The following is a 13349-nucleotide window of genomic DNA, read 5'->3' as shown; positions in this document are numbered from 1 at the left end:
TAACAATCCCCTAACCCCTACGACGTTAGAGGTGGCATGCGATAGCGCTAACGCACAGCATGCGTTTTATCGTCGGGCAAGTGTAAGCAAATTTTAAAAATTTATGAACGAGCATATCGCGCTTCTAAATTTAGTGGCGAGTTTTACGAAACCTAAAATCAGTAGTCAATTCTTAGGAGTGAATAGAATTTTAAAATTTGTAAAATAGTGCAAACAATAACACCAACACACTACATATCTAAATTTATATAAAATTTTTAGAGCCCATCAACTTCTCAGCTATATTTTTAAGCCTAAATTCATAAAGCAAGTTTGAAATTTTATCTGCTGAGTTTAAATTTAGTCCAAGATCGTTTACTAACATTTTGTAATAAATTTGAGGATTTTGGCTTAGATCTATCGGTGGTGATTTCGAGCTTTTAGAGAGCTTTTTAGCTCCGTCTAAAAGTAGCTTATGGTGAATAAATTTGGCATTTAAAAAGCTAAAATTTAGCCTTTTTGCAAGGTATCTTTGAGCTAGCGTGCAAGGCAGCAAGTCCTCGCCTCTAACGACTAAATTTACCCCCATATCCTCATCGTCTATGACGCTTGCAAAGTTGTAAGCTGGGGTAAAATCCTTTTTATAAATGACAAAATCGCCCATCTGCGCTGCCACTTGTCTGCCAAGCTCATCATTTTCATCCACGCTTAGTCTAATAGCGGTTTTATCTTTTATAAATTTTAGCTTTTTATCTTTGCAAATTTTAGTGTAAATGCCGTTTTCATAGGCATCTTTCGTGGCTCTTGTGCATTCACAAATGTAAATTTCACCTAGCTTTTCAAGTGCGTTTTCATATCTTTTAGCTCTTGTTTTAAAGCTAAAATTACGCTCAAAGTCACTAACGCTTGTAGCGCCTTTATCGTAATCTAGCCCCAGAAATTCTAACACATCAAAGATATTTTGAACAAATTCGCGCCGGTATCTGCCAAGGTCATAATCATCGATCCTTAAGTGCAAAACACCGCCCAATGAGCGTGTCAAAAGATAAGTCAAGATGAAGTTGTAGGCGTTGCCAGCGTGTAGATAGCCGCTTGGCGTGGGAGCTATGCGAGAGACTATGCCACCAGATGGTGGCAAATAGTCATTAGTCTCTTGGTCTAGCCTCATTTACTCTTAAAGTGCGTCCGCCGAGTTCTTTTTCATTTAGTGCGTCGATCGCCTTTTGGCCCTCGTTCGCATCGTCCATCTCAACAAAGCCAAAGCCCTTTGAGCGGTCTGTCTCTCTATCTTTTACGATCTTTGCGCGCTTTACTTCACCAAATTGTGCAAAAGCTTCCTTCAACTCTGCCTCTGTCGTTCTATACGACAAATTTCCTACATAAATATTCACAGGAGTGTTCCTTAAAAAAATTATCGATCTGATCGATTAGAGAAATAATAGCTTATTTCCGTCAAAAAGATGTAAAAATCAAAAAAAATATTATAAATTTTTAAAAAATATCCTTAAATGCAACAAATCGCAACAACACAGCGTTATAATATCTATCACTAAACAAAATTTATCCTTAAGTTTAAGTAGAATAATTAAATAAAAAATTACAATTTTTTTATAAACTATTTATAAAGTAAATCATTTTTTACTTTAAGGTAAGCCTCTTCGCCAAGCAGATTTTTCACTATAAAAAGCGCAAATTCCATAGAAAAAGCTGGTCCCTTGCCAGTGATGATGTTTTGATCTTTTAGCACGTTTTTATCTCTTACGTAGCCTCTTTTATCGCTTCTTACATTTTCTTCAAAGCCAGGATAGCAGACAAAATACTCTTTAAGCACACGAGCTCGCTCAAGCACCATAGGAGCGGCACAAATGGCACAAATTAGCTTGCCCTCTTTATCAAATTTTTGCAAAATTTCTCTTAGTTTGGCGTCATTTGCGAGATTTTCTGCACCAGGCAGACCTCCTGGAAGCACGATCGCATCATAACCTAGCTCTTCCACCTCACGAAGTGTGACATCAGCTTTTACACTTATGTTGTGAGCACCTCTGATCTGCGCATCCTTTAAGCTAGCGATAGATGCTATAGCACCTGCTCTGCGTAAAACATCAACAGAGGTTAGCGCCTCGATCTCCTCAAAACCATCAGCTAGGATTACGGCTACCTTTTTCATAACTCTCTCCTTTCTTGTGTTATCCGTTCGTTAGGATAAATTTTATATAATCAAAGCTTATTTCACAAGAAAGGACAGAGCATGCAAGTAAAAATTATTTACTGCAACTCTTGAAACTATCGTCCGGTAGCTTCTCGTGTAGAAGATGAAATAAAAACGAACTTTAGTGATGCAAGAGTCGAGTTGGTTGTAGGAGATGGTGGAAATTTCATCGTCGAGGTTAATGGAGATGTTATTTTTTCTAAGAAAGATCGCATCGGAAACGATGAGTCAAGATTTCCTCACGGCGAAGAGATCACAACTCTTATAAACAAATATCTCAAAGAAAAGTCGGCTTAATGCTAACTAGCGGGGCAGGCAACTGCCTCGTTCTTTTGTCTCAAATTTACTCTTTAAAATTTATCTCGTCTTGTTTATATTTTCTAAGTAGCTCGTTTATCTGATTTTGAAATTTCTCCCATCTTGCTTCGCTGCCGTGCTTTGCGTAAAGCATCTTGGCATGAGAGATCAAAATTTCTCTTTTGTCTTCTATTAAAAGATATTCGTAGAGCTGATTTATCGCTGCAAGACCGTTTTGTTCGAGCATTAGCTCTATTAAATTTTCCTCCGAGTTATTTTGCCCCAAAAATTTAAAAACAAAGCCAAGGTCGTTTGCTAAATTTTCATAAATTTCTTCCACGTCACTATCTGGCTCTAGCTCGTAGTGTGCCAAGGCTGTCTTTGAAATTTCATGCACTCTAGCTCTATAATGACACTCATACTCTTTTGGCTTACTAAGCGCTTCTTTGCCAAGAGTAGCCTCTATAAAAGGGGCATAAATGCCACAATTTATATAAAATCTCGTGCGCTCTGAGCTATTGCCACTACTTTTTTGAAAATTTACAACGTATATAAAATTTGGAGTATTTTTGTAGAAATTTAAAGCGCTCTTACTAAAGCCATTATCCTTAAATAGCGGCTTTAGTAGAGCGATAAGCTCGTCAAATTTCTCTTTCATAAATTTAACGCGCCAGATGTATGGTTATTTATTTGCGCGCTCGATATACTCGCCACGAACGGTATCGACGCGGATGACCTCGCCTTCTAGTACGTGAAATGGTATCTGAACTACCGCGCCGCTCTCAAGAGTAGCTGGCTTTTTACCACCTTGTGTATCGCCCTTGAAATTTGGTGGAGTTTCAACTATCTTGAGCTCGACTACTTGTGGCACTTCAACGCCGATAGCATTGCCGTTGTGAAATAAAATTTCAACCATCATGCCATCGATCATCCATTTTTTAACATCGCCCACGTCCTCGTCACTGATCGCAACTTGCTCGTAAGTAGTCGTGTCCATAAACTGGCAAAACTCACCATCATCATAGAGATACTGCATCTCTTTTTCTTCAAGATGCGGCTGCTCGCACTTATCGCCTGCGTGAAAAGTCTTTTCAAGAACCTTTCCATCGACAAAAGATTTGATCTTTGCACGAACAAAAGCTGCGCCCTTGCCCGGTTTAACGTGTTGATATTCTACGATTTTATAAGGAACGCCATCGATCTCGATCTTTAGTCCCTTTTTTAGATCGCCCATTGAATATGAAGCCATTTTTTATCCTTTCGTAATTTGTTATATAACTGCGTATTGAGCCCAAACACAAGCTTCAAGTGCGTTTAATCTCTCTAGCGTTTCTGTTTTTATATGTTCATCAACCAAGATGACCGCAAGCGCCATGCCGTGCTCATCTCTACCAAGGCGGAAGTCTGCGATGTTTATCTTCTCGTCAGCTAAAATTTTACTGATCTGAGCGATAACGCCTGGTACGTCGTGGTTTTTGAAGATGATCATCTTACCTTTTGGCTTGAAGTCAGTCTTAAAGCCATTTACGGTTACGATGCGCTGTTGATTTTCACCAAAGACCGTGCCGCCAATGCTTACGATGCCATTTTCAGTAGTAAGACGAACCGTGATCTTATTTTTAAAGATACTATCTCCACCTGTGCTAGTTTCGGTAGTTATGCCTTTTTCGTCGCATAAAAATTTAGCATTTACGTAGTTTATCGCATCGCCAAGACTCTCTTTTAAAGCGCCCACGATCGCAAAAGTTAGCATTGAATTTGCATATTCGCCAATCTGCCCGTGAGTCTCTATACGGATAGCCTTGATAGCGCTTTTGTTTATCTGAGCTGCCAAGAAAGCCATCTTGCTTGTAAGATCAATATAGGGCTCAACAAACGGTGGTAAATCTTCTGTTTTTATAGGTAAATTTAAAGCGTTTGGATAGCTTATGCCGCGTGCTGCCAAGATAGCTTGTTCAACTGCCTCTACTGCGATGTTGCGCTGCGACTCAAGGGTATTTGCTCCAAGATGTGGCGTGACGCTTACATTATTTAGATCAAGAAGCGGATGGTTTGTCGCTGGCTCTTTTGTAAAAACATCAATGCCAGCAAAAGCCACCTTGCCGCTTTTTAGCCCCTCATAAAGCGCCTCTTCGTTATAAAGGCCGCCTCTAGCGCAGTTTATAAGTCTTACGCCATCTTTCATCTTTGCTATCTCTTTAGCGCCGATCATATCGGTTGTCTCTTTGGTCTTTGGAGTGTGGATCGTGATGAAGTCACATGCCAAGATATCGTCAAAATTTTTAGTATAAGTGCCGCCCATATCGATGACCTTAGATGGATCGATATATGGGTCGTATGCGATGATATCCATGCCAAAAGCTTTAGCACGAGCTGCTACTCTTGAGCCGATGTTGCCAAAGCCGATAACGCCAAGCTTTTTCTTAAATAGCTCAACCCCGTACCACTTCTCACGCTTCCAAATTCTATCTAGCTTTAGGTCGTTATGAGCGTACTCTAGCGATCTTGCAGCCGCTAGCATGTGAGCCATAGTTAGCTCGACTGCTGCGATAGTATTTGCGGTTGGGACGTTCATAGCGATGATGCCTCTTCTTGAACAGCCATCTATATCAACATTATCCACGCCAACACCAGCTCTAACGATAGCTTTTAGTTTTTTACCAGCTTCTAAAAACGCCTCATTTACCTCAGTCGAGCTTCTAGTGATCGCCACATCAGCCTCGCCTAAAATTTTTAAAAGCTCGTCTTTTGGAGTACTAACTGCGTCTATTACATTTATATCTTGCTCTTTTTTTAAAAGCTCAAAACCTACTGGGTGTATCGCGTCGCAAACAATGATAGTTTTCATAATTTTACCTCTCTTACACTTGAGTGGATGTCGTAAACTCTTAGCTGCAAAATAATATTTTGCAAAAGCCTTGAGTCTTGAGTATTTAAAAAGATCTGGCTTTTGGCGCCGTCCTTTACAACAGTGAAATCAACCTCGCTACTTCGCAAAGTCTGCATCAAACAAAACATAGAGTAGATATCGTTTTTATCTATCAAAAGTTCGTATGCTGTGATCTTTGGCTTTTCTATCTTAGGTCGGTTGTATTCTATAAAAATTTCATTTACGGGCAATACGTAATCTTTTTTCTTAATAGTTGCCAGCTCGTTGATCCAGTTTTCACTGCCGGCTGTGTTTTTGGTTATATTTTGCTCATTTGTCATATTTTTTTCAGCAGTTTGGCTGAAATTTACACTTGCAAATTTAACAAGATAAATTCCAACCAAACCTAACATCACAAAGAGCAGAACAACTACTAATAAAAGCGTGCGTCTGCCCATTTATACTAGCGTAATTGTTCTTTTATAATGTCGCCAAGTGTTACTTTGTCGTCGTTGTCGTTGATCTCATTTAACACTTCACGCTCTTTTTGTTTTGCTAAACGGCGTATGCTTATGCGAATTCTATTTTTCTTCTCATCGATAAAAGCGATAGCAGCCTCGATCTCATCGCCGATCTTTAACGTGCTAGCATCTACGCTACCTAGATCTTCTTTGCGGATTAGCGCATCGACGTTATCACCAAGCTCAACAAATACGCCAAACTCTTTAATGTCACGGATCGTTCCTTTTACGATATCGCCTACACTAAATTTATTAGCAAATGCTTGAACTGGGCTTTGTTTTAGATCTTTTAGGCTTAGAGAAATTTTTTGCTCAGCGCTGTCTATTTTGATAATCTTTACTTCAAGCTCGTCGCCAGCTTTGAACATATCTTTGCATTTGTCGTTTCTATCCCAAGATGCATCTTCATTGTGTAGCAAGCCCTCAACGCAGCCTACTCTAACAAAAGCACCAAAATTTGTGATAGTTGTTACAACGCCTTTTACTACGTCACCCTCTTTAAATTTAGCTTTAAATTCATCAAATGGCTTTGGAAGTAAATTTTTAAGGCTCACTCTTAAGCGGTGTCCTTTTGCGTCTATTTCGATAACTTCAACATCGATCTCTTGGCCTTCGTTGATGTGATCTTTTGGATTTTTGATATTTTTGTCCCATGAAATTTCAGATATATGTAAAAATCCTTCAATATCATTTCCAAGATCGACAAATGCGCCATAAGGCTCGATGTTGCTAACTGTTACTTTTATAGTGTCGCCAACTTCTAGTCCGTCACTTATGATCTCTTCCCAAGGATCTGGAGTAGCTGCCTTGATAGATAGAGATAGGTGGCGTTTTTCGTTGTCATAGCTAATAACTTTAACTAAAACTTTATCGCCTTCTTTGTATAGTGAGCTAGGATTTACTGGGCCTTTGTAGCTTATCTCGCTGTAGTGAACAAGTCCATCTACACCGCCAACATCAACAAACATACCATAAGTTGTGATCTTTTTAACTGTGCCCTCTATAACGCTATCGTTTTCTACTATGTTTGATAGGGCTTCTTTGCGTTTTTTGCGGTCGTCATCTAAAATTTTCTTTCTTGAGACAACGATGCTATTCTCTTCTTTATCGACTTTTATAACTCTTACTTTGTATGATTTTCCAACTACACCCTCAGCGTTTTTAAATCCACTGTGCGTTCTTGGTAAGAAAAATTCTACGCCATTTGCGTCTTGAGTGATAAAACCACCTTTATTTTTTCCAACTACTTTTACGTCGATTTCGCCAGAATTTTCAGGATCGTAAGCTTCGATGAAAGCTTTAACTTTCTCTTTTCTAAGTGCTTTTTTGTGCGACACTATAGGTCTTCCATTTCTTGATCCAGTTATTACAACTTTGATCGTATCGCCAACTTTATGCGTCAGGTTGCCGTTTGCGTCAGTGATCTCAGAAACATTTAAAATGCCTTCTGACTTCTTGCCAACGTCGATTAAAACCTCATCACCATTGATACTGACGATCTTTGCGTCACTATCTTCTTCAGTCTTTTTAAAAGACTCCTCTAACATCGCAGCAAAATCGATATCTTCGATATCTTCGATATCTTCGTCTTTTGCTTTTCCTAATTGAACACTTTTGTTCACAGCCATCTTGATCCTTTAAATTTTATTATGCCAGTAGAGGCAAATTGGCTTATTATAGTTAATTGTGGCTTTAGCTAGGATAAATTTTATACTTTTTTGATTCTATCAACGACTTTTTGTATGATCCAATCAGGCGTGCTAGCCCCCGCACTTATACCACACAAATTTTTGCCATCAAACCATGATCCCTCAAGCTCTTCTTCGCTTTCTATTAGGTAGCTATCTTCGCAGAAATTTTTAGATATTAGGTAGAGTTGTTTTGTGTTTGAGCTGTTTTTACCGCCGATTATTATCATCACGTCAGCTCTTTTTGCTAAATTTTTAGCAGCCTCTTGATTTTCAAATGTCGCGTTGCAGATCGTGTTAAAAACGCGCAGCTCTTTTACATGAAGCATGAGATAGTTTGCGATCTGCATAAATTTCTCAACTTTTCTAGTAGTTTGGCTAACAAGCGCGACCTTTTGCTTAAATTTAACGCCCTCTAGCTCACTCTCTTCAAGCACAACATAGACGTTGCCCTTAGCATATGACTTCACCCCTTTTACCTCTGGGTGATGCATGTCACCAAAGATCACCACATCATAGCCCTCTTCGCTCATTTTTTCGCAAATTTGTTGCGGCTTTGTCACAAACGGACAAGTTGCATCGATCACTTTTATATCTGTTTTTTTTAGCTCTGCAAGGTCGTTTTTAGTGATGCCATGAGTGCGGATAATCGCCTTTTTCTCATCTTTTAGCTCGCTTATGCCCTCAAGCGTCTTTACATTGTAATTTTTCTCAAGCCTGTTTATCTCTTCGTTATTATGTATGAGTGGGCCGATAGTTGCAGCATCTCCAGCGTTTTCAGCTATCTTTATCGCCCTTTTTACACCAAAGCAAAAACCATAACTACTAGCAAGCTCGATCTTCAACCTTAGCTCCCATTTTCTTTAAAATTTCAGCAAAATTTGGAAATGAAGTGGCGATGAATTCGCTCTTTTCTATCTGCATGCCACATCTTAGCCCAAGTATGGCAAAGCTCATAGCGATCCTGTGATCTCCGTGGCTATCGATAGTGGCAAATTTAGCCTCCGAGCCATTTATGATAAAACCATCTTCAAGCTCACTAGCATCGACACCGCACTGCTTTAGCGCATTTATCGTGACAGCTATCCTGTCGCTCTCTTTTACGCGAAGCTCTTTTGCATTTGTTAGCTTGCTTTGACCCTTTGCGCAGGCAAATGCGATGGCTAAAGCTGGGGCTTCGTCGATGAGCCACGAGATATTTTCGCTAACCTCTACGCCTTTTAAATTTGGCGAGTATCTAATCTCAATATCGCCGATATCTTCATATTTGCTTGAGGTTTTGTGAAATTTTATCTCAGCGCCCATTTTTTCTAAAACTCTGTAAGCTTCGATGCGAGTTTTATTTAACAAGATATTTTTTAAAATAATATGCGAATTTGGGATAATTAAAGCCGCAACCGCAAAGAAAAATGCCGAACTTGGATCATTTGGCACGTCTATATCAAGTGGCGCAAGTGGGGCTTTCATAGGCTTTAGAGTGATCTCTAAGCCGTCACGCTTTATATCAGCTCCCATGCCAGCAAGCATGCGCTCAGTGTGGTCTCTGCTTAGCTCTGGCTCGTTAAATTTGCAGCCATTTGAGTAAAGAGCCGCCAACAAAAGCGCACTTTTTACCTGAGCTGAGGCGATCTTGCTATCAAAACTAAACCTTTCAAATTTAGTCCCTCTTATGCAAAGAGGAGCGTTATTTGCGTCGTTTGCGCCATCTATCTTTGCACCCATCTCATTTAAAGGCTTTGCTATCCTTGCCATCGGGCGAGAATTTAAATATTTATCGCCACTTAGCACGAAAAAACCCTTCTGTGCGGCTAGTAACCCCATAAAAAGCCTCATCGCCGTGCCCGAATTGCCACACTCTAAAATTTCATTTGGCTCTTTTATCTTTTGTGGTGGAGTGATTATTATCTCAGCTCCGTTATCTTCGACATTTGCACCTAAGAGCTGAATGATCTTTAAGGTATTTAGCGTGTCGCCTGCTCTTAGATAGTTTCTAACGCGAGATGGCTTGTCACTTAAAAGCGAAAAGATCGCACATCTATGCGAGATAGACTTGTCGGCTGCGATGTCATCGATGGTTAAATTTAGACTTTTTTCTAATGGATAAATTCTCATCTTATTCCGATATTTAGCTTCTCTTTTAGCTCGCTTAAAATTTTATCCATAAGCGCGTTTATATCGTCATCTTCAAGCGTTTTTTCCATATCTTGGAATGTAAATTTAAGACTAAGGCTGATCGCACCGTTTAGTTTCGCATCTTTATAGATATCAACCGGCAAGAACTCTTTTAGCTCTTTTAAATTTAGCCCTCTTATGCACTCATAAATTCGTCCAGCCTCGAAATTTTCAGGCACGATGAGACTAAGATCTCTTGTCGTGCTTTGAAATTTAGAGTATGGCACTGCAAGGATTGGCTCAAATTTAAGCTTTGCAAAATCAATCTCGCAGACATAAGTTTTAGGCAGATCTCTTTTTGCCTCTACCCTCGCATCGACTCTGCCGATATAGCCGATCTTTTCGCCATTTTGATAGATGTGCGCTTGTTCGTATGGGCTAAGATATGTGATCTCTTGGCAAGGTTTTAGCTCAAATTTGCCTATGACATTTTGCACCATCGCTGCAAATGCGTAGAAATTTGCCTCCTCGCCCTTTGCGCCGTTTATCAATGTTGGCTCTTTTAAAAGACCTGATACGACAAAGCCTAAATTTAAACCTTGATTTGCATTTTCGTCAAAAACTTCGCCAAGCTCAAAAAGTCTAACTGAGCGCTTTGAGTTTTTGATATTTTTCTCGCTCGAGCTTAGAAGGTGATTAACAAGTGCTGGTCTAAGCGTGTTTAGTTCGTTATTTATAGGATTTAGTATCTTGATCTTGCAAGGTTTGAAATTTAGCTCACTTAGCTCATCAAGGCTGTCAAATACGTAGTGCACACTTTCAAAAAAGCCATTATCGGCTGCACGGCGCCTTAAATTTAAAGCATTTTTATAGTCAAAATATGTCTTATTTAGCCTATTTTTCTCAGAGAAATTTAACGGCGTTGAGGCGATATTGTCGATGCCTATTATCCTTACGATCTCCTCGCAAATATCATGCGAATTTACGATGTCGTGGCGAAATAACGGCACTTTTACGTTAAAGCTCTCTTGCTCAACATTTACCGCGATCTCAAAGCCAAGTTTCTTTAAAATTTTAACGACATCGTTTCTTGCAACCTCTTGTCCGATCATATTTTTAAGCTCGCCAAGTGAGATGCTAAGCGTGATAGGCTCGGTGTTTAGAAGTGATTGCTGTGAGCCAGCAAAAAGACTTAGGCTATCTTTAAAGCCAGCTAGCCTTTTAAAAAGATAGTCCGCCCCGTAAGCTAAATTTGGCTCGCTACCACGGCTTGAGCGATAAACCTGATCGCCTTTTGGTAAATTTTTATTTTCAAAAATGGCTTTTGAAACAACATCTGGTTTTACGTAGCTAGCCTCTACCAAGATCACCTTTGAGCCCTCATCGACCCTAGCCTCATCGCTTTGGTAAATTCCAGCAACGCCTAAATTTTTATCCTCACAAAAAACCACGCACTCGCCATTTTCGCCATTTTTGATGTCAAAAACAGCTTTTTCGCCCTCGCCCACAAGCTTAGTGTGATCATAAGCTCTAAATAAAACGCCCGTGCAAAATGTCGCGTATTCAAGCAGTCTTTCTACTAAATTTGTCTTTTGGCACTCAATTAGAGCTAGCCTCAAGCGAGTTAATAAATTTTCACTTAATGCATTTTTTAGCTCAAATGCTTTATACAAAAACGAGCCATTTACCTTATCTTCGGTTCGCACAGATGCGATCCTGCCGATGCCTAGTAAATTTTCGCTATCTTCATTTTCGTGGCTATCTTTCATATTTAGATCAAGTGCGGTGCAAATTTCTCTTGCGATGCCATGTAAATTTTGGCAGTCACCCCTGTTTGCTGTGACATCGACCTCGATGATCACATCTTTAAACGCTTCAAATTCACCAAGACTTGTGCCAAGTTTTAGCTTGCCGATACTCTCATCAAGTGGCAAGATACCGTCATTTGTCTTTGGTAGTCCTAGCTCAGTTGAAGAGCAGATCATACCACATGACTCGATGCCTCTTAGCTTTGCCTTTTTGATCTCAAGACCATTTGGCATCGTAGTGCCAATGAGCGCAACTGGCACAAACTGACCAGCCTCGACGTTTTTGGCACCACAAACGATCTGAAGCGTCTCGCTGCCAACATCAACCTGACAAACGCTTAGTTTATCGGCATCTGGGTGTTTTTCTCTACTTTTTACGTAGCCCACCACAACGCTTTTTGGTAAATTTATCTCTTTATAGCTATCAACTTCTAAGCCGATAGAGTTTAATGTCTTTGAAAGTGTCTCGCCGCTAACCTCGCTAAGGTCGATCCACTCGTTTAACCAATGCTTTGAAATTATCATTTAAACTGCTCCAACAATCTTAAATCTCCCTCAAAAAGTGACCTTAGATCAGGCACTCTATGAAGCAACATCGCAAATCTCTCAACCCCAAGGCCAAAGGCATATCCGCTTACATTTTTATAGCCAACCGCCTTAAATACATTTGGATCCACGACACCGCATCCAAGCACCTCAAGCCAAGTAGTCTGCTTGCACACCCTGCAGCCCTTGCCGTGGCAGAATATACAACTAATATCAACCTCTGCGCTAGGCTCCGTAAATGGAAAGAAGCTAGGGCGAAAACGCACTTCAACATCGCCAAACATGTGCTTTAAAAAGCCCTCTAACATTGATTTTAAATTTGCAAAGCTAACTTTGTCTGCATCCTCCACCACAAGGCCCTCCACTTGGTGAAACATCGGTGTATGCGTTAAGTCCATATCTCGTCTAAAGACAGTGCCAGGCGCTATCATGCGGATAGGTGGCTTTTGATTTAACATAGTTCGCACCTGAACTGGGCTCGTATGCGTCCTTAAAAGTCTAAAATCATCTAGGTAAAATGTATCTTGCATATCCCTTGCTGGGTGGTATTTTGGTAAATTTAGCGCCTCAAAGTTGTGAAAATCATCTTCTATAAGCGGCCCAGTCTCGAGCGAGAAATTTAGAGCTAAAAAATACTCAATTATCTTATCCATCGTGGCCATCACAGGGTGCAGCGCCCCACTAGCAACAGGCTCATTAAAAAGCGTGATATCAGCGGCCTCTTTTTTCATCTTGTTATCTATCTCTTGCTCGCTAAGCTCGGCTTTTTTAGCTTCTATAAGCGCGCCAAGCTCATCTCTTTGCTTGTTTAAATTTGCTGCAAATTCTTTTTTTTCATCCTCGCCAAGCTCTTTTAGCTTTGCAAAACCTTGCGCCAAGATGCCCTTTTTGCCAAAAATTTCTACCCTGACCTTCTCTAAATCATCAAGAGTTGAAATTTCATTTTTGATTTTATTAATGAAATCTTGCAATTTTTTACCTTTATGAATTTTTGCATCGATTTTATAGAAAAAGAGTTAAAATCAAGATAAAAAGCGCGAAATTTAAGCACACTTTGATATAATTTCTCAAACTTTCAAACGAGCTAAAATGACCATATTTGAAAAGATCGTTGCTGGTGAAATTCCTTGTAACAAAGTGCTTGAGAGCGAGAAATTTCTAGCTTTTAACGACATAAATCCAAAAGCGCCGATCCACATCCTCATCATCCCTAAAAAACACTACAAAAACTTCCAAGAGATGGACCCAGTTTTGATGGGTGAGATGACTAAATTTATCCAAGAAGTGGCGAGCTTAATGGGCGTTGATAAGAGCGGATAC

14 protein-coding genes are annotated in these 13349 nt (G+C 39.9%); 2 read left to right on the top strand and 12 right to left on the bottom strand.

Annotated elements, in window-relative coordinates; all coding sequences use genetic code 11:
* Window positions 1-244: 244 nt before the first annotated feature.
* From CYP77_RS09335 to CYP77_RS09325, 3 genes are all read right to left on the bottom strand, one after another.
* Window positions 245-1147 carry a glutamate--tRNA ligase family protein gene (locus CYP77_RS09335; RefSeq protein WP_103567216.1) on the bottom strand — a complete coding sequence of 301 codons (903 nt, stop codon included), beginning with the start codon at window positions 1145-1147 and terminating at the stop codon, window positions 245-247.
* Window positions 1125-1370 carry an RNA recognition motif domain-containing protein gene (locus CYP77_RS09330; protein ID WP_035142802.1) on the bottom strand — a complete coding sequence of 82 codons (246 nt, stop codon included), beginning with the start codon at window positions 1368-1370 and terminating at the stop codon, window positions 1125-1127. Before CYP77_RS09330 ends, CYP77_RS09335 begins: the two co-directional genes overlap by 23 nt.
* Window positions 1371-1594: 224 nt before the next feature.
* Complete coding sequence (locus CYP77_RS09325) at window positions 1595-2146, bottom strand: DJ-1 family glyoxalase III (RefSeq protein WP_103567555.1); 552 nt, start codon at window positions 2144-2146, stop codon at window positions 1595-1597.
* Between the two features lie 81 nt (window positions 2147-2227).
* Between CYP77_RS09325 and CYP77_RS09320 the strand changes: the two genes are divergently transcribed.
* Complete coding sequence (locus CYP77_RS09320) at window positions 2228-2485, top strand: SelT/SelW/SelH family (seleno)protein (protein WP_258031662.1); 258 nt, start codon at window positions 2228-2230, stop codon at window positions 2483-2485.
* A gap of 46 nt (window positions 2486-2531) precedes the next feature.
* On the opposite strand, the gene CYP77_RS09315 is transcribed toward CYP77_RS09320, so the two are convergent.
* The 9 genes from CYP77_RS09315 to pheS all read right to left on the bottom strand — a co-directional run bounded on the left by CYP77_RS09315 (window position 2532) and on the right by pheS (window position 13000).
* A complete protein-coding gene (locus CYP77_RS09315; RefSeq protein WP_103567557.1) occupies window positions 2532-3143 on the bottom strand; it encodes a DUF4304 domain-containing protein in 612 nt (203 codons plus the stop codon).
* A gap of 24 nt (window positions 3144-3167) precedes the next feature.
* Window positions 3168-3734, bottom strand: coding sequence for an elongation factor P (gene efp / locus CYP77_RS09310; protein WP_004317246.1), 567 nt, complete (start codon window positions 3732-3734; stop codon window positions 3168-3170).
* 21 nt (window positions 3735-3755) lie between these two features.
* Complete coding sequence (serA, locus tag CYP77_RS09305) at window positions 3756-5336, bottom strand: phosphoglycerate dehydrogenase (protein ID WP_258032419.1); 1581 nt, start codon at window positions 5334-5336, stop codon at window positions 3756-3758.
* Window positions 5330-5767 carry a hypothetical protein gene (locus tag CYP77_RS09300; RefSeq protein ID WP_258032410.1) on the bottom strand — a complete coding sequence of 146 codons (438 nt, stop codon included), beginning with the start codon at window positions 5765-5767 and terminating at the stop codon, window positions 5330-5332. Before CYP77_RS09300 ends, serA begins: the two co-directional genes overlap by 7 nt.
* Before the next feature lie 50 nt (window positions 5768-5817).
* Window positions 5818-7503, bottom strand: a complete 1686-nt coding sequence (locus tag CYP77_RS09295; protein WP_103567560.1) for a 30S ribosomal protein S1 — start codon at window positions 7501-7503, stop codon at window positions 5818-5820.
* Window positions 7504-7583: 80 nt separating this feature from the next.
* Window positions 7584-8408 carry a 4-hydroxy-3-methylbut-2-enyl diphosphate reductase gene (locus CYP77_RS09290; RefSeq protein WP_103567561.1) on the bottom strand — a complete coding sequence of 275 codons (825 nt, stop codon included), beginning with the start codon at window positions 8406-8408 and terminating at the stop codon, window positions 7584-7586.
* Window positions 8389-9675, bottom strand: coding sequence for a 3-phosphoshikimate 1-carboxyvinyltransferase (gene aroA / locus CYP77_RS09285; RefSeq protein WP_103567562.1), 1287 nt, complete (start codon window positions 9673-9675; stop codon window positions 8389-8391). The genes CYP77_RS09290 and aroA overlap by 20 nt, the downstream gene beginning before the upstream one ends.
* Window positions 9672-12008 carry a phenylalanine--tRNA ligase subunit beta gene (gene pheT / locus CYP77_RS09280; protein WP_103567563.1) on the bottom strand — a complete coding sequence of 779 codons (2337 nt, stop codon included), beginning with the start codon at window positions 12006-12008 and terminating at the stop codon, window positions 9672-9674. Before pheT ends, aroA begins: the two co-directional genes overlap by 4 nt.
* The gene (pheS, locus tag CYP77_RS09275) at window positions 12005-13000 is read right to left on the bottom strand and encodes a phenylalanine--tRNA ligase subunit alpha (protein WP_103567564.1); all 996 of its coding nucleotides are present in this window, start codon (window positions 12998-13000) and stop codon (window positions 12005-12007) included. The genes pheT and pheS overlap by 4 nt, the downstream gene beginning before the upstream one ends.
* A 118-nt stretch (window positions 13001-13118) precedes the next feature.
* On the opposite strand from pheS, the gene CYP77_RS09270 reads away from it, so the two are divergent.
* Window positions 13119-13349 (top strand): HIT domain-containing protein (locus CYP77_RS09270; RefSeq protein WP_103599754.1); only part of this gene is annotated, 231 nt, incomplete at its 3' end.

It is taken from the genome of Campylobacter concisus (genome assembly GCF_002913865.1).
In the GTDB taxonomy this organism is placed as follows: Bacteria; Campylobacterota; Campylobacteria; order Campylobacterales; family Campylobacteraceae; genus Campylobacter_A; species Campylobacter_A concisus_AM.
The sequence above is the reverse complement of the archived record's forward strand: the minus strand, read 5'-3'. Positions and strand labels throughout refer to the sequence as shown.